The 23,723-nt window shown below is 36.2% G+C and carries 19 protein-coding genes; 12 read left to right on the top strand and 7 right to left on the bottom strand.

Annotation, left to right across the window (positions count from 1 at the left end; genetic code table 11):
* Positions 1–139: 139 nt before the first annotated feature.
* Genes JML65_RS12485 through JML65_RS12475 form a run of 3 tightly spaced genes read left to right on the top strand, consistent with a single transcriptional unit; the run spans position 140 to position 5,864 of the window.
* Positions 140–1,222 carry an efflux RND transporter periplasmic adaptor subunit gene (locus JML65_RS12485; RefSeq protein WP_374709642.1) on the top strand — a complete coding sequence of 361 codons (1,083 nt, stop codon included), beginning with the start codon at positions 140–142 and terminating at the stop codon, positions 1,220–1,222.
* 21 nt (positions 1,223–1,243) lie between these two features.
* The gene (locus JML65_RS12480; RefSeq protein WP_115920297.1) at positions 1,244–4,435 is read left to right on the top strand and encodes an efflux RND transporter permease subunit; all 3,192 of its coding nucleotides are present in this window, start codon (positions 1,244–1,246) and stop codon (positions 4,433–4,435) included.
* Positions 4,407–5,864 carry a TolC family protein gene (locus JML65_RS12475; RefSeq protein WP_202271049.1) on the top strand — a complete coding sequence of 486 codons (1,458 nt, stop codon included), beginning with the start codon at positions 4,407–4,409 and terminating at the stop codon, positions 5,862–5,864. Before JML65_RS12480 ends, JML65_RS12475 begins: the two co-directional genes overlap by 29 nt.
* A 434-nt stretch (positions 5,865–6,298) precedes the next feature.
* On the opposite strand, the gene JML65_RS12470 is transcribed toward JML65_RS12475, so the two are convergent.
* Positions 6,299–7,975: a helix-turn-helix domain-containing protein gene (locus JML65_RS12470; RefSeq protein WP_157969921.1), complete on the bottom strand. Its 1,677-nt coding sequence runs from the start codon at positions 7,973–7,975 to the stop codon at positions 6,299–6,301.
* A gap of 304 nt (positions 7,976–8,279) precedes the next feature.
* On the opposite strand from JML65_RS12470, the gene JML65_RS12465 reads away from it, so the two are divergent.
* From JML65_RS12465 to JML65_RS12440, 6 genes are all read left to right on the top strand, one after another.
* A complete protein-coding gene (locus tag JML65_RS12465) occupies positions 8,280–8,546 on the top strand; it encodes a hypothetical protein (protein WP_123863356.1) in 267 nt (88 codons plus the stop codon).
* 391 nt (positions 8,547–8,937) lie between these two features.
* Positions 8,938–9,165: a hypothetical protein gene (locus tag JML65_RS12460; RefSeq protein WP_084086722.1), complete on the top strand. Its 228-nt coding sequence runs from the start codon at positions 8,938–8,940 to the stop codon at positions 9,163–9,165.
* A 64-nt stretch (positions 9,166–9,229) separates the two neighbouring features.
* The gene (locus JML65_RS12455) at positions 9,230–10,480 is read left to right on the top strand and encodes a radical SAM protein (protein ID WP_115920300.1); all 1,251 of its coding nucleotides are present in this window, start codon (positions 9,230–9,232) and stop codon (positions 10,478–10,480) included.
* Positions 10,474–11,289 carry a hypothetical protein gene (locus JML65_RS12450; protein ID WP_202271048.1) on the top strand — a complete coding sequence of 272 codons (816 nt, stop codon included), beginning with the start codon at positions 10,474–10,476 and terminating at the stop codon, positions 11,287–11,289. Before JML65_RS12455 ends, JML65_RS12450 begins: the two co-directional genes overlap by 7 nt.
* Positions 11,290–11,293: 4 nt before the next feature.
* Positions 11,294–12,172, top strand: a complete 879-nt coding sequence (locus JML65_RS12445; protein WP_202271047.1) for a hypothetical protein — start codon at positions 11,294–11,296, stop codon at positions 12,170–12,172.
* 142 nt (positions 12,173–12,314) lie between these two features.
* Entirely contained in the window at positions 12,315–13,847 is a 1,533-nt protein-coding gene (locus JML65_RS12440) for a M20/M25/M40 family metallo-hydrolase (protein WP_202271046.1), read from the top strand.
* A 29-nt stretch (positions 13,848–13,876) separates the two neighbouring features.
* On the opposite strand, the gene JML65_RS12435 is transcribed toward JML65_RS12440, so the two are convergent.
* Positions 13,877–14,308, bottom strand: coding sequence for a MoaF-related domain-containing protein (locus tag JML65_RS12435; RefSeq protein WP_202271045.1), 432 nt, complete (start codon positions 14,306–14,308; stop codon positions 13,877–13,879).
* 330 nt (positions 14,309–14,638) lie between these two features.
* Between JML65_RS12435 and JML65_RS12430 the strand changes: the two genes are divergently transcribed.
* Together JML65_RS12430 and JML65_RS12425 are read left to right on the top strand one after the other, a co-directional pair.
* The gene (locus JML65_RS12430) at positions 14,639–15,865 is read left to right on the top strand and encodes a right-handed parallel beta-helix repeat-containing protein (RefSeq protein WP_202271044.1); all 1,227 of its coding nucleotides are present in this window, start codon (positions 14,639–14,641) and stop codon (positions 15,863–15,865) included.
* 204 nt (positions 15,866–16,069) lie between these two features.
* Positions 16,070–16,765: a hypothetical protein gene (locus JML65_RS12425; protein ID WP_202271043.1), complete on the top strand. Its 696-nt coding sequence runs from the start codon at positions 16,070–16,072 to the stop codon at positions 16,763–16,765.
* A gap of 103 nt (positions 16,766–16,868) precedes the next feature.
* On the opposite strand, the gene JML65_RS12420 is transcribed toward JML65_RS12425, so the two are convergent.
* Complete coding sequence (locus tag JML65_RS12420; protein ID WP_202271042.1) at positions 16,869–17,672, bottom strand: DUF2490 domain-containing protein; 804 nt, start codon at positions 17,670–17,672, stop codon at positions 16,869–16,871.
* Between the two features lie 330 nt (positions 17,673–18,002).
* Here JML65_RS12420 and JML65_RS12415 point away from each other — a divergent pair, with 330 nt between their 5' ends.
* Positions 18,003–20,477, top strand: a complete 2,475-nt coding sequence (locus JML65_RS12415) for a TonB-dependent receptor (RefSeq protein WP_237390873.1) — start codon at positions 18,003–18,005, stop codon at positions 20,475–20,477.
* A gap of 69 nt (positions 20,478–20,546) precedes the next feature.
* Here JML65_RS12415 and JML65_RS12410 read toward each other — a convergent pair whose 3' ends face one another.
* The 4 genes from JML65_RS12410 to JML65_RS12395 all read right to left on the bottom strand — a co-directional run bounded on the left by JML65_RS12410 (position 20,547) and on the right by JML65_RS12395 (position 23,688).
* Positions 20,547–21,275: a hypothetical protein gene (locus tag JML65_RS12410; protein ID WP_202271041.1), complete on the bottom strand. Its 729-nt coding sequence runs from the start codon at positions 21,273–21,275 to the stop codon at positions 20,547–20,549.
* A gap of 115 nt (positions 21,276–21,390) precedes the next feature.
* Positions 21,391–22,305: a hypothetical protein gene (locus JML65_RS12405; RefSeq protein WP_202271040.1), complete on the bottom strand. Its 915-nt coding sequence runs from the start codon at positions 22,303–22,305 to the stop codon at positions 21,391–21,393.
* A gap of 86 nt (positions 22,306–22,391) precedes the next feature.
* Positions 22,392–22,934: a helix-turn-helix domain-containing protein gene (locus JML65_RS12400; RefSeq protein WP_202271039.1), complete on the bottom strand. Its 543-nt coding sequence runs from the start codon at positions 22,932–22,934 to the stop codon at positions 22,392–22,394.
* 340 nt (positions 22,935–23,274) lie between these two features.
* Positions 23,275–23,688 carry a hypothetical protein gene (locus tag JML65_RS12395; protein WP_047489169.1) on the bottom strand — a complete coding sequence of 138 codons (414 nt, stop codon included), beginning with the start codon at positions 23,686–23,688 and terminating at the stop codon, positions 23,275–23,277.
* Positions 23,689–23,723: the final 35 nt, after the last annotated feature.

Raw genomic sequence — 23,723 nt, 5'->3', positions numbered from 1 at the left:
CCGTTTATTTTCTGCCTGATGTCAGGTGGAGAGTTTTCTTGCGTTGTGACCTTCCGGTAATCATCACACCGTAGCATTCCCGATTACCATTCTTATTTCTATTCAAACATTAACGATTTATATAAACTCTAGAATTATGATAAAAAGAGTTGCCCCAGGCATTGCTTTAAGCATTCTGCTACTGGCTGTTGGCTGTACCAAGAAAAAAGAGGAAAAAGAAGAAACCTCTATTTATCCGGTAACGTCCCCGGTAGTCCAGGATACTGTAATTAATAAAGAATATGTTGCTCAGATCCAGTCAGTGAAGAACATTGAAATCCGGGCACAGGAAAAAGGTTTCCTTGAAAAGATTTTCGTAGACGAAGGACAGTATGTACAGGCCGGACAGACTTTATTCCGGATTATGCCTAAACTGTATCAGGCAGAGCTATTAAAGGCACAGGCAGAAGTAGAACAGGCGTCTATTGAATTGAAAAATGCCAGTACACTGGCCAATAACAATATTGTGTCTAAAAATGAAAAAGCGATGGCAAAAGCTAAATTGGATGCTGCCAATGCAGAAATGAAGTTAGCACAAATCCACCTCTCATTTACGGATATCAAAGCTCCGTTTTCCGGGGTGATCAACAGAATCCCTTTAAAACTTGGAAGTTTGGTAGATGAGGGAGATCTTCTTACTTCATTATCAGATAATACCAATATTTATACTTACTTCAATGTTTCAGAACCTGAATATTTAAGCTACCAGACTCATGTGGCAGATCGTGGCAGCAATGAAGTGGCATTGATTACTGCTAATGGTGAAACCTATACCCATAAAGGAGAAATTCAGACTATCGAAGGAGAGTTTGATAATGAAACCGGAAATATTGCTTTCCGTGCAAAGTTTCCGAATCCGGAAAAACTGCTGAGAAATGGGGAAACCGGTAAAGTTCAAATGGTAATGCCGGTTCACAATGCATTGATCATTCCTCAAAAAGCAACGTACGAGATTCAGGATCAGAAATATGTATTTGTCATTGATAAAAACGGAACCGCAAAATCCCGAAACATTAAAATTGCTTATGAACTTCCGGATCTCTATGTTGTAGCTTCCGGGCTGTCAAAAGGAGATCAGATTCTTCTGGAAGGAGTTCAGAAAGTGAAAGACGACCAAAAGATAAAAACAAAATTCCAGGATCCTAAAAAGGTTCTTCAATCATTGAAATTAAAAGCAGAGTAGTCTACTCTAAAATGAAGAAGTATGTTTAAGAAATTCATTCGCAGACCTGTTCTGTCTATTGTAATCTCATTGATTATAGTATTTTTAGGGATTCTGTCCTTAGTGAAACTTCCTGTGACGCAGTTTCCATCCATTTCTCCACCTAAAGTTAATATTACGGCAGAGTATCCGGGAGCCAACAACGAGCTACTGATCAAATCCGTAGTGATTCCGTTGGAAAGAGGATTGAATGGTGTTCCCGGTATGAAATACATGACCTCGGATGCCGGAAATGATGGGGAAGCCTCTATTCAGATTGTATTTGATCTGGGTACAGACCCCAATGTTGCTGCAGTAAATGTACAAAACAGGGTATCTTCGGTAGTGAACAAATTACCTCCGCTGGTCGTACGTGAAGGGGTGAAAATTACCCGCGAAGAGCCCAATATGTTGATGTATATTAACCTCTACAGTGATGATCCCAAAGCTGACCAGAAATTCCTTTTCAACTATGCAGATATCAATGTAATGTCTGAATTGAGAAGGGTAAGTGGAGTAGGTTTTGCCGATATCCTTGGAACCCGTGAATATGCAATGCGTATCTGGCTTAAACCGGATAGGCTTACAGCATATAATATTTCAGCTGATGAAGTGATGGAATCACTGAATGAGCAGAGTTTGGAGGCTTCTCCCGGAAAAACAGGAGAAAGTTCAGGAAAACGTTCTCAGTCTTTTGAATATGTTTTAAAATATCCGGGACGTTTTAATAATGAAAAAGATTACGGAAATATTATTCTAAAGGCGAAACCTGATGGAGAATCCGTAAGGTTAAAAGATGTCGCGGATATAGAGTTTGGAAGTTCCATGTATGATATTTATTCTACGTTAAATGGAAAACCTTCTGCAGCAATTACGGTAAAGCAGTCCTATGGATCCAATGCTAGTGACGTTATCAAAAATGTAAAAGCATTGATGAAGGATCTTGAAAAAAATAACTTTCCAAAAGGAATGCACTATGATATCAGCTATGATGTTTCCAGATTCCTGGATGCTTCTATGGAAAAAGTGATACATACCCTGTTTGAGGCATTTATATTGGTGGCTATTGTTGTATTTCTTTTCCTTGGAGACTGGCGTTCAACGCTTATTCCTGCACTGGCAGTTCCTGTTTCACTGGTAGGTACATTTGCTGTAATGTCTGCATTTGGAATTACCCTGAATATGATCTCACTCTTTGCCCTGGTAATGGCAATCGGGGTCGTAGTGGATGATGCGATTGTAGTGATTGAAGCCGTCCATGCCAAGATGGAAGAAAAACACCTTTCTCCTTTAAAAGCAACTGAAGAGGCGATGCATGAGATCAGTGGTGCTATTATCGCTATAACATTGGTAATGGCATCCGTATTCATCCCGATTGCATTTATGTCCGGACCTGTTGGGGTATTTTATCGCCAGTTCTCTATTACAATGGCATCGTCTATTATTTTATCCGGAATTGTAGCGCTTACGCTGACTCCTGCATTATGTGCTTTAATTCTGAGAAATAACCACGGAAAAGCTAAAAAGAAAACTCCGATTTCCATATTCCTGGATAAATTCAATAATATTTTTACGAAAGGAGCCGGAAAATATGAGAAAATGCTTAATAAAACGGTTACGAAAAAAACAATTACGTTACCATTATTACTGGCTTTTTGTGCTTGTACTTATTTTCTCAGCAACTCCCTTCCTTCAGGATTTATTCCCGCGGAAGATCAGGGGATGATTTATGCAATTATCCAGACTCCACCAGGATCTACATTGGAAAGAACGAATCAGATTGCAAAGGAACTTTTAAGAGAATCTGAAGATATTGACGGGGTACAGTCTGTTTCTTCACTGGCAGGATATGAAATTCTGACCGAAGGAACGGGATCTAACTCGGGAACTTGTCTGATCAACCTTAAAAGCTGGGAAGAACGTAAAGAATCAGCCTCAGAAATTATTGAAAAACTTGAAGAAAAGGCTAAGAATATTCCTGGAGCCAATATTGAATTCTTCCAGCCACCTTCAGTTCCGGGTTATGGGGCTGCAGGAGGTTTTGAACTCCGTCTGCTGGATAAAGCAGGAAGTGGGGATTATCATAAAATGGAACAGGTAAGTAATGATTTTGTAAAAGAGCTTAAAAAGCGTCCGGAACTCGGTTCGGCATTTACGTTTTATTCTGCAAGTTTCCCTCAATATATGCTTAGAATAGATAATGACCTTGCGGAACAGAAAGGGGTGACCATTGAAAAGGCAATGGACAACTTATCAACCCTTATCGGTTCCAACTATGAGACGAGTTTTATCCGTTTTGACAGACCTTACAAGGTAATTGTACAGGCAGGACCCCAGTATCGTGCGCTGCCAACAGATCTGTTGAAATTATATGTTAAAAATGATAAAGACCAGATGGTGCCATATTCAGATTTTATGAGACTTGAAAAAGTGTATGGATTATCTGAAATTACAAGACATAATATGTATAACTCGGCGGAGGTAAGTGGAACTCCGGCTCCCGGATACAGTAGTGGACAGGCCATTAAAGCCATTCAGGAAGTTGCGGATAAAACACTTCCAAGAGGTTTTGGTATAGACTGGGCCGGGATTTCTAAAGATGAAGTAAGCCGTGGAAATGAAGCTGTATTTATCTTTCTTGTGTGTTTAGGATTCGTTTACCTGATCCTTTCTGCACAGTATGAAAGTTTCATTCTTCCGTTACCGGTGATTCTATCTCTTCCGGTAGGTATTTTCGGAGCATTCTTATGCTTAAAGCTTTTAGGGCTGGAAAACAATATCTATGCACAGGTTGCCATGGTAATGCTTATCGGGCTTCTGGGTAAAAATGCGGTACTGATTGTAGAATTTGCGGTACAGAAGAAAGCTGAAGAAGGTATTCCGGTAGCAAAAGCAGCGATTGAAGGTGCTGCAATCCGTTTCCGTCCTATCCTGATGACCTCATTTGCGTTCGTTGCCGGGTTAATTCCGTTGGTAATTGCAACCGGGCCTGGTGCAGTGGGTAACCGAACGATTGGTACTGCTGCCGCAGGAGGAATGTTGATAGGAACCATTTTCGGATTAATGATTATTCCGGGGTTATATTATATTTTCGGAACGATTGCGGATAAATCGAGATTGGCACGATATGAAGAGGAAAATCCTTTAACAGAACAAACTGAACCTTATGAACATGATGGAAAATTTGAAGACTAAAAATATAATCACAACCATTGCTTTATCTCTTGTTCTGGCAAGCTGTAAAGCTCCGATGGCGACAGTCATAAAAGATGAGGTTAAAGAGAATATACCTCAAAATTTTAACCAGGAAGAACAGCAGGATGCTAATAATAACAGCGGAACAACACCGTGGAGACAATTCTTTACTGATCCCAATCTTGTAAACCTTATTGAAATCTCTCTAAAGAACAATCAGGAACTTCTGATCACGCTTCAGGAGATTGAAATTGCCAAGAGTGGTGTGTTAGCTAAAAAAGGAAAACTGAGCCCAACTGTTTCTGCCGGGATAGGTGCCGGGCTGAAAAAAGCCGGGCGTTATACCAGTGAAGGGGCAGGGGATGCCACAACAGAAATAGAACCGGGAAGAGAAATGCCGGATCCACTGGGAAATTTTGAAGGAGGATTAATGGCGAATTGGGAGATTGATATCTGGAAAAAGCTCAGAACCGAGAAAGAATCAGCTGTTGCTCACTATCTTTCTACAGTGGAGGGGAAAAATTTTGTGTTGTCTAATCTGATTGAAGAGGTAGCTGACAGTTATTATGAGTTGCTGGCTCTTGATAATCAGTTGGATATCATACAGCAGTACATTAAGCTTCAGCAAAAAGCTTTGGAAATTTCCAAAATCCAGAAGGAAGCTGCAGCGACAACAGAATTGGCGGTGAAGAAATTTGAAGCCGAACTGGCCAAGTCGAAAGCTGCAGAATATACGATCCGTCAGCAAATTACTGAAAAGGAAAACGGTATCAATGCTTTGCTAGGAAGATATCCACAGCCGATTGTAAGGACAAAAGAAAGTTTTATGTCTACAATTCCGCAGACGGTTTATACGGGAATTCCATCACAATTGCTTTCCAACCGTCCGGATATAAAACGTGCAGAACTTGAATTGAAATCTTCAAAATTAGATGTGGAGGCAGCAAGAAAAGAGTTTTATCCTTCATTGGAAATATCTGCAACCCTGGGATTGGAGGCCTTTAAACCATCTTATTTGGTTAAAATGCCGGAATCTATCGCCTATAATCTTGTTGGAGAGATGGCTGGACCACTGATCAACAAAAGTGCTATCAAAGCCAATTTCCAAACAGCTGATGCAAGACAGGTTCAGGCGCTGTATGAGTATGATAAAACGATTTTGAATGCGTATCTGGATGTTGCCAATATGATGTCCAAGATCAAGAATATAGACCAGTATTATCAATTAAAATCCCAGGAAACCAAAGCATTGGATCAATCCATAGATATTGCCAACCAATTGTTCCGAAATTCCAGAGCAGATTATCTTGAAGTTCTGTTGAACCAAAGAGATGCACTGGATGCAAAAATGGAACTTATTGAAGCCAAGCAAAAACAGCTGAGTACAGTAGTAGATATCTATAAAAGTTTAGGTGGAGGCTGGAAATAAAAAACATCATAATTCAGTAAACAGTTAATGTTTGGGGCCAATTCTTTTTGGGATTGGCCCTTTTTGTGTTTTGATGTGATCATTTTATAGGTATTTTAACCATGTATTATCCAGAGTACATTGAAAATTTATGGCCTAAATGATAGATTCCGGTACTTTTATCTCTACTTTCAATCATTAAAATAAATAAGATTCAAAACCTAGTTTATAAAATCTTATTCTCTTGTAAATCAGTAGAAAAGAAGATGCGTTTTTTTAAGTTTTTTAAGTTTTTGGGTCTTCTTTTTTAAGTTTTCAACCCTCCGGAGGCCCCTTGTTTTGATATTATATCAGGATAATAACTAATTTAGCTTCAGCGTTAGAGCAGATGGTAAAACCCATAAGGGAAATAGAGCCATTTTAAAATAAGGGACACAGTTTACATTAACAACATATTAATCATTTTTTAATTCATTATCCGTAGCGATTATATCGCTTTCCAATTCTTTATTGGAATTAAGCTTTTTCAAGAAAAATGAAGGGGAAACCCCGAATTTTTCTTGAAATTTTTTTGAAAAGCTTTGCGAATTACTGAATCCTGCCTTACTTGCAATATCCTGTATAGAGTATCTTCTACTCTTTTTACTTCCCCGCCAAAGATTCATGACATAATTAAGCCTTAAATCATTGAGATAGGTTTTGAAATTTTGCTTTTTATAATGGTTGATAATTTTAGAAAGATAGGCGGTATTGGTTCCACACTGTAGTGAAAGGCTTTCCAGATTTACTTTTTTCTTTAAAAAGTCTTTATTCTTTTCAAACAGATCAAGTTCTTTAAGAACATTTTCTACAAGTTTTGGATTGATATCAATATCATCAATATCATCCAGGATATCCGGTTCTGTATCAGAATCGGAATCAATATCATAAGCGTCTATAAATTCTGCTGTCACAGGATCTTCGTCAAGAAGTTCTTCATCTAAATCTTCACTACTCTTGATACTGATAAATTCTTTGTACAGTTTCTGGTATTTATTCCTTTTCTTAATTCCTTTATAGATAATGGATATAAGGAAAATAATAAGTCCAATTCCGATGGCAATACTGATCTTATATATGATCTTGCCCTTTTTTATCTTGTTTTCTAATATTGTTTTGGTTTCGATTAGTTTTTTATTATCAAACTCTTTGTGCATGGTGGAAAACAGGAGTTTGTAATCCTTTTCGTATTTAGCATCAATTGATAATAGTTTCTTTACGTATTCCAGCTCTTTGTCCTTATCACCGGTTTTCTCATAATACTTGATCAACATTTCAAACGCAGAACGGAATTTCGGGTCTATTTTCCCCGTTTTATCGTAGGCATCATCAATCTGCTGTAAAAAAGTATACGCCTGCTTAGTATTACCCTGTTCCCAATAGCTGAGGGCAAGGTAAAGTTTATCCGTTAAATGCTGAAATTGGTCTGTGTATAGCTTTTCTGCAGAAGTTATTTTTCTGATGGCTTCACTATAATTCTTATTGTAATATTCATCAACTCCTTCTGCTGCCAGAAAATAAGGGTAATATCCTGATTGGTTGGTGTTTTTAATAAAATCCATTCCTTCTTTTACTAAGGCGCTGTTATTGTCTCTTTTCAGATACCAATTGGTTTCAATAAGAGCAAGCTGTCCATATGTAAAATATAAGTGGGATTCTTCAGTATTTATTGATTTGAGATTCTTTAAGGCAGGTTTTAAGAGATTGTAGGCTCCATCATAATCTCCCATATACAATTTAACCCTTGCCAGAAAGGTAATTGATTTGTTGATGGCCAGCTGATTATTGGTTTTTGAAAGCATACTATATGCATTGATATAGTTATCCAGCGCTTCAGGATAATTTTCTATGCTTTCACCATTCATCCCCAACCACATATAAGCTTCTCCAATCAGCTTATCGTCTTTCAGCTCTTTTGCGGTTATTAAAAGACTATCTAAGTAGTTCTTCTGATTTTTCGCTCCCATCAATGCCGCATTTTCATAGGCATCATAAAGTTTCTTAAATTCCTTATTTTTTTTAGAATTCTTTATTTGAAGTGAAATTTTTTTCCATTTTTCTTCGTCACTGAGCGAATCTTTCGCTTTTTCCATTTTTTGTCCTCTTATTAATGAAGAACAAAAAATGCTCAGTATTAAGCATAATTGAAAAAGTGGTAGAAAATATATTTTTTTCATTCTAGAAAATTACAAAAATCACAAAAAAAACTCTAACAAAAATAGTGATTAATCTTTTAAAAATACAAAAAAGTAAAACATTGATATTTAGTTACTTATAATAATTGTGTGGTTGATTTTTTTATGATTTAATATATTTTTTTTAAGAAATGACACTTGTTGATAATTAAATTTGTAGTTTCGGCTACTAGGATTACATAAATTGTATAAAAAAACTGTTATGACAAAAAGGATATTTCTACTAAGCATATTATACGCATGTGCTATTGCATTTTTAACTGTATCGTGCAGACAGGATGATGACCAAGACCTCCCTGCACCAACAGCAAAAATGAAGCCAACAAGTAATTCTGAAGAGTTACAGAGAAGCAGTCCTATGAATGCGTCAGATTCTTTAATTATGAAAAATAGTTGGGAAAATACCGAAGAGTCTGCTTATGACGGAGGACCAAAATCTCCACCAATTCCTCCAGTAAAAGTTCAGTAAGCTTAAAAAATAACTAATAACTATACGATGAATCACTTATTTCTACCCTTTCTTTTATTTGGGGTAATTTCTTCTTGTTTTCATATGCAGAGAATAGCAGAAGTAATTACTTATACAAATCGTTTATAACAGCCTTTAACATTCTTTTGAAAGACAAGATGGTTTACCCATACCTTGTTTATCTAACGTGAAAATTGCCAATCAGAATATACCCCTTAGACTAAGGGGGAATTGCTGAGCAAACTAACCAACAGATATACAATGTACAGCTGTTACCATCAGCATCAGCATAACCAACACAAACACTATAATAATTGCTCATTTTATAAATGAGGGGCGATTGCCATGTCCTTACTGATGGCATTTATTTTATTAATCTTAAATTTTTTTTATGAAAAAAAGAGTTAAACTAGTTTCAAACTTAGAGCACAAAAGCATTTTAAAAGAAACTATTCAATCTTCAGGTACAGAGAAGATGGATCTGTACAAAGCTGTTTTCGGAGGAAAGGGGATCACCAATCCTGGAACCGGAATTGGACTGGATAATTGCAATGTTGCCGTTGAAGGCGGTGGCGGATCTGCAGCGTACAGCAAGTATGATCCATTTTTAAGAGTATAAGTACTCTTTTTATTCTCCATTAGCTAAAAACCGGCTAATGGAGAGTTTCTCTTAAATAAAATTTATGGAAAATATTGTCTCATTTGTTTTAAAGGTTGCGAGTAGATGCAACCTCAATTGTTCTTACTGTTACATGTATAATCTGGGCGATAAAACCTATCTCTCCCAACCTAAATTCATGTCTATGGAAACAATTACAGTTTTTGCTCAAAAACTCCATACCTATTGCCAAGAAAAGAAGGCAAGATATGTTCAAATCGTATTTCATGGTGGGGAACCTATGTTGTGGGGTAAAGAAAATTATAAACAGGCCATTGAAATTTTTACAACCATTGTAAAAGATGTGGATTTTGGCTTTGCAATGCAGACAAACGGCGTAAGCCTTACCCATGATTGGTATAAACTGTTTAAAGAACTTAATATCCGGGTGGGAATCAGCATGGACGGTCCCAAAGAACACCATGACAGATACCGCGTATTTCATAATGGAAAAGGATCTTATGAAAAAGTAGTAAAGGCTATAGAGCTTGGAAAGCAATATGGCATGAGTAATATCCTGTCTGTTGTTAATCTGAATATTTCTCCTTCAGAATTTTATCAGGAAGTGAAAAATTTAGGAGTACCGAGTTTTAACCTGTTATTACCGGATGGGCACTATGATAATTTACCCGATAGTTTTGAAAAATTAAAAGTAAATACATTACATCATACTCCCTATGCTGATTGGCTTATTGAAATATTCGAGATATGGAAAACAGATAGTGACAGACCTATGATACGTTTTTTCCGGACGTTGATTGAACTGATCATGGGAGAGCAGACAGGCGATCAAATGGTGGGAAGGCTGACCAATGGTGTCGCTGTTTTGGAAACAAACGGAGCACTTGAAGTGTCGGATTCTATCCGGGCCTGCTATGAAGGAATTACTAGGAATGACCTGAATATTCATACCCATTCTATTGACGATCTGTATAATGATCCATTATTTGAGGTCTTTTTTCACAGTCATAATATGGTGAATGATACATGTCTGACCTGTCCGATATATGATATATGTGGCGGTGGGTTCCTGGGAAACCGTTATTCCAATGAGGAAGGTTTTGATAACCCTACCATTTACTGCCATGATATGATAAAACTGGTTTCTCATATTCAAAATGATATCGTCAACAGCCTTCCGGATGAGGTCTGTGCTTCTTTGGATGCTAGCGAGGCTCATTATGAAGAAATCGTAGAAGAGCTAAAAGAAATATCACTTATAAAAGCTCATGATGAAATAAAAAACAAATTAAAATCATTTAGTTTAGTATGTTAAGAAAAGGACTTCAATTATACAATAGCGGGATTGATAATATCGGACAGCAGATCTTAATCAATACCGGTACTGAATCGGCAGAGCATATTACAACTGTTGAATATTCCGGTAATGCTTTTATTCCCAAAAAAAGCTGGAGACCCCTTACCCGAAAAGAGCACAGCATTATCATGACCAATGATCATTTTAATCCACTGTCAAAATCGGTTTCTGTGGGAAGAATTCCCCAAAAAGTAATTAATCTTATTAAAAAGTTACAATTATCAGAATGTACAAGTCTGTTTGATATTGAACCTAAATTTCAGGAGAACGAAGAACTCGTTATGAAGATCAATAAAGAACTGGATGAGTTTTTGAAAAATAAATCTTCAGTTCAGCAGTATAAGTTCCATCGTATTGCCAAAGCCCAGCCTAACAGAGAAACGACAACTTTTCATTTTATAAATAAAGAATATATCCGATATACAGGTCTGCATATTGATGAGAGCCGGAAATTTACTCCTCATACGGCTTATAAGTCAGACAACAGGATATCTATTAATATCAGTAGCGAATCCCGTTATCTGTATTATATCAACCTGAGTTTAAGACAAATTTATAAACTATACCACAGAAGAAAAATAACCACAGAAAATATTGTAGAAAATTTCTTAAATGACTTTCCTGATTATCCTGTAATCAGATTAGAAATAAAACCTTATCAGTATTATATTGCTCCCACTGATAATTTTATCCATGACGGAAGCACTTTAGGAAATAAAGAATTTGATATCACCATCGTTTACACTGGAAAATTTGATAATTATTAACACTATGAAATTAAAAAGCGGAATAAAGATTTTTTGTACGGACAGGAAATTTGAGGAAACTGTAACAATTAATACCGGCAGTCATTCCAGTAAATACAGACAGCCTACCAAGGTTTCATTTGGAGAAGTAGATTTCGAGCCACAATATGAAGATGAAGCTTATCTTCCCAAAAGGGATTGGGGAAAAGTGGAGGGGCAGGTTGTATCCAGAATCCAGACGGCCCGCTTTCTAAAAGATTATAATACTGCTGCTATAGGGAGAATTCCTGAAGAATTGCAAAGTTTATGTAAGCAGCTTAATCTTCACGGAGCGACCAGTGAAAAGGAAGTTCTTGAATGCTTTTACAATAATAAAGAAATCGTAGAGCGACTGAATGAGGGATTAAATGATTTTTTACAAGACCTATCTGCAGATTATTCTTTTCACTGTATTGCAGCCGGTTACCCTAACTGTGAAACCACTTCGGTAGACAGAAGGAATCTGCGGGAAGGATATCAGCCGCATGAGATGAGGTTCATTGGACTTCACAAAGATTCTTCCGACCGGAAAATGACAATCGGATCATCTCATAGACATGGTAATCGTCTAACAATCAATCTTGGTCAGGAATCAAGATATTTTTTATTTATCAATCTGACCATGATCCAGATCTATAATATGCTGAAGAAAAAAACTGATGTAAAAAAAGAAAATATTACCAATAAGAATATCATTGAGTATTTTTTTAAATATTTCCCGGACTATCCGGTACTTAAAATAGAACAAAAACCCTATGATTTTTATATAGCTCCTACGGATAATTGTATTCATGACGGTTCTACATTAGATACAAAGACTTTAGATATTACCATGGTATTTCTAGGACACTTTACTATGTTATAAAAATTGGGTAGTGGGTTTTTAGATATGCCACATAATTGGTTTTCATTTCCTCTGATTTTCGATATCTGACTGGAATTATTGCTGCAGCAAAAAGACTTTCTTATATTTATAGAACCAAACCATCATACAAAATCAGTTGATCATGAAAAAAGCTCTTCTAATTGTTTTAGGTATTCTTGTTATCCTCGTTGCTGTCTTACTTATTAAAACGTATACTTATCCGTTTAAGAAAAATACAGCTGAAGCCGGAGAAGGATGGAAGCCTGTGAAAAATGATTCAGCCATAATGAGATTTTCCAACGGCATAAAAATTCCAACGGTATCCACCGGGAGTTTGGGAGAATTCAACTATACACCTTTTGATGAGTTTAAAGAATATCTGAAAAGATCATATCCATTGGTTTATCAGAATACAGAGAATTTCGAAGTAAATAAATATGGATTGGTATTCAGGCTGAAAGGAAGTAATCCTGCTCTTGAGCCTATCCTGTTTCTTTCCCATATGGACGTTGTACCTCCAGGAGATGCTGATATAAAAAACAAAGAAGAAAATATATTCCGTCCCGATGATAAAGTACTGCCTCCTGTTTCAAAAGTTGCTGAAGATTGGGATTATTCCCCTTTTGCAGGAGTGGTTGCCAATGGCAGGATTTATGGAAGAGGAGCAATAGACATGAAAGGTATGCTCTTCTCCCTGATGGAGTCTATGAACAATTTGATTAAAAGTAAACAAATTCCGCAACGTGATATTTACCTTGCTTTCGGTTTTGATGAAGAAGTAGGGGGACAAAAAGGAGCTATTCAGATTGCTGATTATTTTAAGAAAAAAGGATTGAAGTTTGATGCAGTATATGATGAAGGAGGGTTGATTATGCAGAAAGGAAGTGTAGCCGGAATAGATTCTGATGTTGCTGTAGTAGGATGTGCTGAAAAAGGATTTCTTTCTGCAAAAATAAAAGTAAAAGGACTCGGTGGGCATTCATCCATGCCTCCTATGGAAAGTGCTATTGGAAAAGCTGCTGTTATTATGCAGCGTCTGGAAGATGATCAGATGAAACCCGTGATTACCCCACTAATCAAAGAGTTTTTTGATAATATCGGTGGTGCTATGCCATTCTCCAGCAGACTTGCAATTGCCAACCAATGGCTTTTAAAACCTGTGCTGTTATCTCAGCTTACCAAAAATAATACAACCAATGCGTTGGTACGGACGACTACAGCTTTAACCATGATGAAAGGAAGTGATGGAACGAATGTCCTTTCTCCGGAAGTTGAATTTGTTGTTAATTTCAGGCTCCTTCCGGGAAATACGGTCAAAGATGTCAGAGAACATATTGCAAAACTTACACAGGGGTTCGATGTTGAGGTGGAAGAGATTGATAATACACGGGAAGCTTCAAAAATATCACCTACCAATACCAAAGCATACCAACTGATACAAGCCGGAATAAAGGAAATTCATCCGGGAGCTATTGTTACTCCTTATCTTACAATGGCAGGAACAGATGCAGCAAAATATGAAATTGTGAGCAAGAATGTATACCGGTTCATGCCAATCAAAATAAACAGTTCGGAGCAGCAAAGTATTCATAGTACCAACGAATATCTCAGCATAGAAAACTATCTGAAGATGATCCATTACTTTGAATATATGATGAAAAACTATGACAGGTAGCTACCCTGATGCAAATGGGTAACGTATTGCTATTTTATCTTTTTTATTTTACCGGGATTAACATATAAACTACCATTCTGACTACCATGAGTGTAAAGGTTCATGGTTTCAAAATCGAGTACAGCAGATATGCCCAATCCACTTTTTTCAATCCACGAGATGAAAATCTTAGTCTGATCTAATGGTGAATACACATATGTATCCGTTTCTTCAGTGGCACCGGGATAGTCCCCTTTAATTAATTTCCAGTGGACCATTGAATCTGATAGTAACGTGATATGATAAGTGTATTCTTTGTACTTCCATTCGTAAGTGCTGCCAATTAAATTCCGGATATTTACCATATTGTTGGTCTTGTTCGTTATTTCTTGCTTCTTTTCAGTTTTTGGTTTTTCTGTACAGGCATTTGAAACCAGAGAAGCCATCACTATTAAAAATAGGGTTAATAAATTCTTATTCATCAGATTTGTTTTAGTTGTTTTAGTTGTTTTTTCTTTTAGTAGACCTTACTCAAATATCTGAAAGTTTAATAAAACAAACAAATAAAAACTAATTTGCTTTAATGAGGAAGGAGTCTTTAATGGATTGATTATTCGTTGATTGCAAAAGTCTTTAGAAGGTTTTAAAGGTAAAACAGAGTAAATGATCCGATTTATTAATATGGTAGATAAAAAGGATTATTTTTTTTAAAACTTTTTTTAGAGAATATGGATTTCGGGCAAGGAACAATATAAAATACGTCAAGTTCTGTCGCATTCATCATATATATTTGTAAGACAAATTACAATATTATGATTTATACAGAAGATTTTTTCGCACAAAACAGTCCATATCCAAATGATGATTTGGTGCAGTTAGTTGATAATTTAACCAAGGAAAATGTTAATTACAAAAAAATTGCCGTTTGGATGGATGGTACTTCCATAAACTCGTCTAACGAAGCAAATTTAATTGATGGGAAAATTTATAGAAAGAAGGGAACCGAGTATTATGTGAATACGCTCATTTTATCAGGTTCAGAATTAAATGCCGGTCTTTTCGGGGTAAAGGCTGATGGGATTACAGATGATTCCGACGCATTACAAAAGGCTTTTGACTTTTGTGGGAAGAATGGCTGGAAGCTGAAGTTGCCTATTGGGGAAATTGTTATATCAAAGAATATAGTGTGTGCTATAACAACTAATGCCGTTACTGATGTCAATCGATTTCAATTAGTTGGTTCAGGAGTTAATTTAACATTTTTCCGTTCAATTGGAACGACAGGAGGATTGCATTTTATTTCAGATGGTCCTAAAGGTTCTAGTTATTTGACGATTTCTGGATTTACAATTACAAGACCAAATGTAACAAATGCTTCCGGTGGTGCTGGTGTGTATGTAAAGAATATTATGGAGCTTACCATAAAAGATGTCGAGGTATTTAAATTTAATATAGGAATGCAGATAATGGATACCTGTTCTTCTCTTTTTGAAAATGTAAAAACTCATTGGGGTGACAAAGGTTTCTATAGTGAAGAGGTGACTGTTACCCCTCCCAATTTACTAACATTTATTAATTGTCATTTTAATTCAAATGCTGTTAAAGGAGTAGAATTATATAGAATACATAATGTGAAGTTTGATGGATGTGGATTTGAGGGTAATGGTGGAAATGCCTTAGAGGCTTCATTTGCAACAGCTAATGGAAGGGTGGGATTAAACTTAATCAATAACTACTTTGAAGGAACTTCTAATGGTGTTGATGTTTATTATACTTTAAATAGCGGTGGAACAGCGAATTTCATTGGCAATACATTTAATAGATTAACAGCCAGTATTTATACTTCAGTTTTTGTTCTTTCGAATACTGCTGAAAAAAGTTACTTGAACTTTGTAGGAAATGGGTTTATGAATGGTGGCAAATTTATTCCCAACGGAGATAAGCCTGCTGTTTTAATAACCGGGAATACAGCCAATATTCATTATACAGATACTAATTATTATGAAACACCTTCAGATGAGCTCATCTGCCTTCCATAATATATAGTGTGAAGAATATTCAAAATATTTCTCAACTATAAGCCAGATCATTGATCTGGTTTTTTCTGTAAAAAAGATAAAAAGGTTCATTATTATGACATAGCTTTTGGAAAGAACTGGATGTTGGTCAGAGAATAAAAATAAAAACACGTCAAGTTTTGTCGCATTACGACAATAGCTTTGCTTTATCAAAATTACAGAGCTATGGAATTGCCATTTTACTTAAACTTTAAAGACTTTGAAAGTTATTATTACGACAACCTTGAAAAATGGTTTGAAGAATATCATAATACGAGTGAAACAGATTATCTGAAAGCTCTTGCAGCTTTATATAGTCCTTATCTGTATTACAATTTTGCAGAAGATAGAGTACAGGCAGATGCTTCTATTGAGGTTAAAGATTGTTTTTTTCCTTATCATGAAAAAATTGGACTCTCTTTTTGTACAAGCTGTGAAAATGGAAAATCATCTAAAAAAGGACTAAGCCATGTATTTGAATGGAAAACCGTTTCAATGATGGAGTATGCCCAGCATATTCTGGATAAAATCAACCGATATTGTTCAAAAAACAGCAATGCCCTGAATGGTGGTAAAAATATCCTGGATTATATCAATGAGCATGATATTGTAACCTCCAGAGAAGGAGTTGGATATTGTATCAACTACAACAAACATCAAATGGCTGTTCCTTTCCTGAAAGCTTATCTTCCTTACTATGGACAAACGGTCAATATGGCTGTATACCGGGATTTTATTTTCTCTCTTGTAGAAATAGCAGAATTTATCGATCAGAAGCTGAAAACAGTGCAGGCCTTTGAGCATACCATTTATGTACATTCAAAATCAGAAGCTAAATTTAAAGTACAGATGAGTAGGCAGTTCCTTACCCTATGCAATTAAATGAAACCAAATATTCATACTAATTATATTGTTGAAAAACCCTGGTTTTTCAAACAAAAATCCCAATCAGGAATGATCGGGATTTTTTATGATATCAAATAGATTAGTTCTTATGATAGGGGATATTCCAGATAATATCCGCTGCCAGATAATGAACACCCCCGTGATGAATACTTCTGCTATCTCTGATAAGGTCATTCATATAGCCTACATCTACAGTAAAAGGAGAGTGGGGAATCGTAAACATATAATAGGCTGCAATACGCATTTCACGATATCTAAAAGAAGTCCACTGTGGATCCGGTTCGTTAAGGTGGCTTATAGAAAACAGGGCTTCGGCACTTAATGCTAATTTCTGGTTATTTGTTGGTGATAGATTGTACGTCAGCTGACTTTTGATACGGGTTCTCAATTGGAAATCCTCTTCCACTTTGCTAAAATCAGCAGCGAAAAATTTTCTGAATTCCTGTCGGACCGTATTTTTTAATTTCCACTTTTTTCCAAGATCAAAAGTATAGGCATATCTTCCGTAGATCCTGAATTCCTGTTCCGTGCTTTCTTTTTCATAAGGGGCACTGCTTTCATATTGAGGTTGACGCCGATAGCTAAGAGCATAGCTGTATTGCTGATGTGGGGCAAAAGAATGGTAAACCTCATGGTTTACTACAAGAATAGCCTGTTTGGAAAGGAGGTTGTCATTGTTCGGACTGCTTTTACGGCCTATAGCAATATAGCTTAAAGCTTGCTTTTTTCCTAATGAGTCCAGCTGACGCTTTACTCCAAAAGCTGTCCATAATGCTGTATTGGCATCACCCAAACCTGGTGGACTGATCTGTGCTTTTAAGGTATTTCCTATAAAACCAATTAAAAATAGGGTTGCTAAAATTTTCTTTATACTACACATCATGGATCACTTCTTCAATATTAATGTTTAATGTCTGCGGGATCATAAGAATGAATGACTTACAAAAAGAGTATTTCTCATTACAAAGTTATAAGAGGCTACGCACTCATTGTTTACTTAAATTCTTTTAATACTATTTAAAAACATGACAAAACTAGCCGATGATTTAGGAAAAATTTAGGAATGCATAGAATTTGTAATACTTATGGAATCATAGTTCAGGGATAGCATTATTTATTTTATTTAGAATAAGTCAAATTAATATTGTGGGTGAGGTTTGTATTCTGTTATTTTGCATTTTCATTTATAATTATTTTAAATAAGGCTGGAAAAATGATAGGATGTAGTGAAAATGTACCTCTGCTAAAGGAAATAATCAATCCTGGAAAAACAAAAAACACCAATAAACTTTTAAAAACTAAAATGCCGCAATGGACCAAGCTCCTCTTCATCTTGGTTTTTTCTCTGATAAATCTGGTAAAAGTGTATGCACAAGATACTCAGGGTGGAATTGGTGGAAAAGTGAATATGATTGACGGGCAGCCTCTGAGAGCAATATCAGTTTCATTATTGGGTACGGATCATCAGACGTTGACAGATGATGAGGGAGCTTATCGTTTTGTGAATCTGAATACGGGCAGTTATACTGTAAAATTTCAAATTTTAGGAAGTAAAGAGATCCGTCTTCCGGTTGAGGTGAAAGCAGGTGAGACAACAACATTGGATTATCAGCTGACAAAAGAAAATATCCTTGCCATTCAGGAAGTGGTCATTATGAAAAATACCAATAGGTTTTCCAAAAAAGAAAGCGGATTTGTCGCCAGATTGCCCTTGAAAAACTTAGAAAATCCTCAGGTCTATAATACGGTTACTAAAGAATTGTTTCAGGAACAGGTGGCTGTAGATCTGGGAAGTATTTCTAAAAATGTACCTGGTGCAGGAGTACCTATGATTGCTAATCAGGGAAGAGTAACATTCCGTTCAAGGGGATTTGAAACAGAACCTAATGCGCGGAATGGTGTGGCTGGAGCCGCTTTCTCGGTAATTGATCCTGTAAATTTGGAACGTATAGAAGCTATTAAAGGTCCTTCAGCAACTTTATTTGGAAAAAGTGTTGCCAGTAGTTATGGAGGGGTATACAATCGCGTTACAAAAAAACCTTATAATGATTTTGGTGGTGAAATAGGGTACGTGGGTGGAAGCTGGAGCTATAACCGACTGACCGTGGACGTTAATACACCGGTCAATAAAGACAGAACCGCTCTTTTTCGTCTGAATGCTGCAGGAACTTTTGAGAAAAGTTTTCAGGATCTGGGATTCACTAATTCTTTGGCTATTGCCCCAAGCTTTTCTTACCAGATCAATGACCGTATGGCACTTCTTTTAGATGTAGAATTCAATCAGGCAAAAGGAACTTCCGTAGTACGTTTTAACCCTTATACTGGAAGTAATAAAACTCAGTCTATTGCAGATATGAAGTTTCCTTATTATAAAAATTTCTTAGGTGATGATCTTGCCTATGAAACACAGATGATGAATATTTTTGCCCAGCTGAATTATAAAGTTTCGGAAAACTGGACTTCACAAACGATACTATCAAGAGCCAGATCAACAATTAATGGATATATCTCTGCGATCAACGGAAAAACAGACTCTACGGCCAGTGCTCAGGTAATGGTAGGAACTACCTCTTTTATTGCAACAAATATTCAACAGAATTTCATCGGAGATTTTCATATAGGACGCTTTAGAAACAGAATGGTAGTAGGGCTGGATTATTATAATAATTCTAATCATTTTGACCGTTATCATACAAACACTAAAGTATTTAATTTTGTTCATCCTTCAGCAGACTTTAGAGTAAATCACAATACAATTGATGCTCTTACTGCAACTTCTGCTATGAGAAAGGAAAATAATGGTGATAATACTTATGCAGCCTATGTTTCGGATGTATTTAATATTACAGATCAGCTTATGGTAATGGCTAGTTTGAGGGTCGATCGGTTCCAGTTCAAAGGAGTATATGATATTACTACAGGGGAAATTAAAGGCGGGTTGAGTAATAGCGGAGCACAGTCAGGACCTTATGGACAGACTGCATTTTCACCAAAATTAGGAGTGGTTTATGAAGTTCTTAAAAATAAACTTTCATTATTTGGAAACTATATGAATGGCTTTAATAATGTTAGTGGAGTAGATATAAGCGGTAATACCTTCAGGCCGGAATATGCTAATCAACTGGAATTTGGGGTGAAAGGAGATGTTTTCAATCATAGGTTGGTAGGTACTTTGAGTTATTATAATATCCGTGTGGACAATATTTTAAGAACCAACCCTGATGATATTAATTACTCAATTCAGGATGGGACACAGCTTAGTAAAGGAATAGAAGCAGAGCTAACTGCTAACCCTTTCGATGGATTGAATATTGTTGCCGGTTATGCCTATAATGACAGTAAATATACCAATGCAAACCCTTCCGTTAATGGTTTAAGACCTGCGTTATCTGGTCCTGCGAATATGTTCAATTTCTGGATCAGTTATCGTATTTCCCAAGGTAAGCTGAAAGGCTTAGGAATTGGTGGTGGTGGAAATATGGGATCTTCTTCTTTTCAGACCAATACACAAACTGCCAAAGTGATTATTCCTTCTTATAAAATGTTTGATTTAGGGATTTTCTATGATCAACCTAAGTATAGAGTGGGATTGAAATTTGATAATATTACCAATGAAAAAGCCTGGTCTGTTCGTTTAACACCACAAGCTCCTGCACGTTTTCTTGGAAGTGTTTCCCTTAAATTCTAAAATGAAAGTTATACATAGAAAAGCCCTGATGAATGCATCAGGGCTTTTTATATTTTTTATCTAATTATTTTAGTCGATCCAAAGACAGTAGTTATTGCGATATCGTATTTTACCATATGCTTTGCCTTGAAAAGTTCCGGGTGTGTTATCAGACCAATCCTGTCGGATGACATAGAGCCCAGGCATAGTAGGCTTAAAAACCACCTGCTGACTTTCATTAACCAGAATGTTCTTCTCCCAGTTTTCAGGGTTAAATATTCGCAGAAGCGTTCCTTTCTCTGCCGGTTTCAAATTGCGATAAGGAAAAATAGTATAAATACCATTTTTCTCCTGAAGGATAATATCCATAAACTGAACAGGTATCATATTATTGGCAGAATGACTTCCCACATTATAAGCGCCACACATAAAATCAATAGGGCGTATATTTTCATGTGAATTTTTGGAGCGCATAAGAACAGGAAGCTGATCATTCATTCCTAATATTCGATAAGTTCCTTCCTTATCTGGAGTAAAGCTCCCTTCCCAATGATCTTCTTTAGGCTGTAATTCAATCTTTAATTTTTCCCCTTTATCATTAAGAATAAAAAAATTAAAATGCTGTATTTCCTTAAACTCTGGACCATTGGTACGGTGTCGCTCACTTAAATCATCAATAAAACCGTAGCATACCTGGATTTTGACAACTTCATTCACTTTTCCTGATCCATGTATTTCCATCCAGTAAGCACTTGCTTTTATAACCTGAGGAAATAGAAAAACCATTGAAAATAATAATAAAGAGATAGGTTTTTTCAAACTGTATATTTTGATTGGTAAATATTTTGTACCCATAAAATCAAGGAAGTTGTTAATAATTGAAGGACAAATTTAAAGAAAGAATGTAAAAAGGATGGATTAAAAAAACATCTTTTTATTCAATTCCCAGTCTCTCTTTGGTGCAATCAATGTAGATTATATTTTTTAAAAAGATTTTATTACCCAGCATTCCTGTCATGCCGGAAAACTTCATCAGCATATATTGGGTCTGGGAAAATCCTTCCACATAAGTGATTTCATGTAAAGGAATGTCTTTGTTTCCCAAACGGATACTATGGTTGCTTTCAGTAGTGTAAGTGGTTAAAATATGAGGTCTGGACTGTGCTTTTTCTATGATCACTTTGGAATGAGGTAATTTTAAATCCTGCCAGTTTTCTTTGTTAGTCAACAGTTCATAAGCACTTGTTCCCGAATCGAACAGGAATTTTTCCTCTTTCCCTTTTAAAGTTCCTCGGATAATAATTTTCCTCTTTTTGAATTTAAAATCGATGAGGTTCTTTTTAAATTCAGCTGGTTCATGGGCTATATTGAAAACAATAAAGTTCTTTTTAAAATTAATCATTGTTTTCCTGTTTTCAAGAATATCTGCTCCCAGTGTCCCGATTATTTTAATAGAATCTCTGGGGTCTGTTTTTCTTCCCGTATCTGAAATTTTAATTTGATCAGAAGAGATCTTTGATTTTCCAATATAGAACAAAGAGGTAGCTAATTTATTATGAACTGTAATTCCCTTCAGGTTCTTTATTGAATGGCTGTAAAATTCTGTATAGGCAGCCCCGGTATCAAACTGCAGATAATAAGTTATGGAGTCTTCAGGAAAATGTATGGGTAAAAGCAAAGCAGATTTGTGGTTGCCTGGCCATACGATCGGAATATTCCCGCTTTCGTTTTCGATGTTCAGGTAGTTCTTTTCCGGAGTGAATTTTTGATCAAAATAAATATAACCACCCAATAGTAATAGGGTGATCATCCCTAAAATAGACACTGCCGTTTTTTTGATAGTTCTCATGCTGTTTTTTGTGCAAGATTCGGAAATACAAATCTGTTTCTACACAAAAACAGGCCGACACTTGTACGACACTTGTACGACTTTTATTATAAAAAATTGGTTTTCAGTTTGATATGAATATCATGTTTTTTGTTTAAACTGATGCCATTACTGATGATGATCAATATTTTCACAGAAAGAAACAGCATGATGAGAATGATGAAAAGTGGAAACTTCCATGAGAAAAACTTTTGTATAAATGGGCTGATGATCAGCGAAGCTGAAAAAGCTGTTGCCAGTATAATTTGGATACATACCATACTTTTCCCCAGTTCTTTATTGTTTGAATCCTTTGTTTGGTAGGTTAGGATAAGAGGAAAGATGACACCGCCAAACGGAATGATCATACCTGATAAGATAGAGAGGTTAATTATTTTTGCCCTGTTGATATTCTCCTGTTCTTTGGCCTGATCAATAAGATGTTCGGGATGGGTATCCAATGCCTGAGCAATAGCTTTCAATGTGAAACCTTTTAGCATACCTCCGGCTTCTACTCTTTGAACCGTTCGCAGAGAAAGACCCGATTGTTCAGCAAGCTCATTTTGGGTCATATTTTTTGCTTCCCTCAAAATCTTGATCTGATTTTTCATGATTAATATAATGGCCGTTTTTTAGAATATTTTCAGTTGCTAAAGTAGCGAAAAAGGGATATAGGTAAGTAGCGAATGAATTGAAAAATGTTTTTTGTGGAAAACTTGTGGAAAACATGTTGATTGTTTGTGAACAACCTTCGCGTTTATCTCCTTAATTGTGATGGATAATGAAATAATACGCTGTATATCAGTTGTTTTGTTTGTAATATTTTTTTGAACGATAATAAAATATAAATTGCCCCAGTATTCTTTTTGCAGGTACAAAATGTATGATATAAACCTACATCTTGATGATTACAAAAAATACTGTGGCAATTGGGGAATATAAAATAGTTTATTAATTTCCTGTTTTGCACATAGCATCCCAGGTTGTCCAGAAATGCGCATTGATAGCACCAATAAGTGGATGAGTGCTGTCAGCAACAATACCCACCATGGAAGCACAGTTAGAATTGCATCCTATTTCATTGTAGCTTCCTGCCTGAGGAGGAATTTGTCGCCAGGTGCCTGTTGAACCACTTAATAGTTCTACTTTAATATCAAAGATCCCTGAAAGGTTAGGGGTTTGGATTTGTTTGGTAGGATTGTCACTGGAGATAGAATCGCTCCAATTTCCCTGTGAGAATGTTACTCGCCATGTAGTGATCATTACAGAGGTGTCGTTTTGAGGGGAAAGATAAACCCAGAACTGGGCACCGCCCCCAAGTTGAACCTGGCCGGATGAATTTGCGTTTACACTGGTTGTTGTCATGGTAATTTAAGTTTGGTTGGTTATTTCTATTTCAA

Origin of the sequence: Chryseobacterium sp. KMC2, assembly GCF_016756935.1 — a bacterium.
Lineage (GTDB): Bacteria > Bacteroidota > Bacteroidia > Flavobacteriales > Weeksellaceae > Chryseobacterium > Chryseobacterium rhizosphaerae.
The sequence above is the reverse complement of the archived record's forward strand: the minus strand, read 5'-3'. Positions and strand labels throughout refer to the sequence as shown.

What these genes read in the sequence shown, in the direction of transcription:
- JML65_RS12450 (WP_202271048.1), top strand. Translation starts at nt 10,474, where the DNA reads ATGTTAAGAAAAGGACTTCAATTATACAATAGCGGGATTGATAATATC.
- JML65_RS12465 (WP_123863356.1), top strand. Translation starts at nt 8,280, where the DNA reads ATGACAAAAAGGATATTTCTACTAAGCATATTATACGCATGTGCTATT.
- JML65_RS12415 (WP_237390873.1), top strand. Translation starts at nt 18,003, where the DNA reads ATGATAGGATGTAGTGAAAATGTACCTCTGCTAAAGGAAATAATCAAT.
- JML65_RS12400 (WP_202271039.1), bottom strand. Translation starts at nt 22,934, where the DNA reads ATGAAAAATCAGATCAAGATTTTGAGGGAAGCAAAAAATATGACCCAA.
- JML65_RS12430 (WP_202271044.1), top strand. Translation starts at nt 14,639, where the DNA reads ATGATTTATACAGAAGATTTTTTCGCACAAAACAGTCCATATCCAAAT.
- JML65_RS12480 (WP_115920297.1), top strand. Translation starts at nt 1,244, where the DNA reads ATGTTTAAGAAATTCATTCGCAGACCTGTTCTGTCTATTGTAATCTCA.
- JML65_RS12425 (WP_202271043.1), top strand. Translation starts at nt 16,070, where the DNA reads ATGGAATTGCCATTTTACTTAAACTTTAAAGACTTTGAAAGTTATTAT.
- JML65_RS12405 (WP_202271040.1), bottom strand. Translation starts at nt 22,305, where the DNA reads ATGAGAACTATCAAAAAAACGGCAGTGTCTATTTTAGGGATGATCACC.
- JML65_RS12455 (WP_115920300.1), top strand. Translation starts at nt 9,230, where the DNA reads ATGGAAAATATTGTCTCATTTGTTTTAAAGGTTGCGAGTAGATGCAAC.
- JML65_RS12475 (WP_202271049.1), top strand. Translation starts at nt 4,407, where the DNA reads ATGAACATGATGGAAAATTTGAAGACTAAAAATATAATCACAACCATT.
- JML65_RS12460 (WP_084086722.1), top strand. Translation starts at nt 8,938, where the DNA reads ATGAAAAAAAGAGTTAAACTAGTTTCAAACTTAGAGCACAAAAGCATT.
- JML65_RS12435 (WP_202271045.1), bottom strand. Translation starts at nt 14,308, where the DNA reads ATGAATAAGAATTTATTAACCCTATTTTTAATAGTGATGGCTTCTCTG.
- JML65_RS12445 (WP_202271047.1), top strand. Translation starts at nt 11,294, where the DNA reads ATGAAATTAAAAAGCGGAATAAAGATTTTTTGTACGGACAGGAAATTT.
- JML65_RS12440 (WP_202271046.1), top strand. Translation starts at nt 12,315, where the DNA reads ATGAAAAAAGCTCTTCTAATTGTTTTAGGTATTCTTGTTATCCTCGTT.
- JML65_RS12420 (WP_202271042.1), bottom strand. Translation starts at nt 17,672, where the DNA reads ATGATGTGTAGTATAAAGAAAATTTTAGCAACCCTATTTTTAATTGGT.
- JML65_RS12395 (WP_047489169.1), bottom strand. Translation starts at nt 23,688, where the DNA reads ATGACAACAACCAGTGTAAACGCAAATTCATCCGGCCAGGTTCAACTT.
- JML65_RS12470 (WP_157969921.1), bottom strand. Translation starts at nt 7,975, where the DNA reads ATGGAAAAAGCGAAAGATTCGCTCAGTGACGAAGAAAAATGGAAAAAA.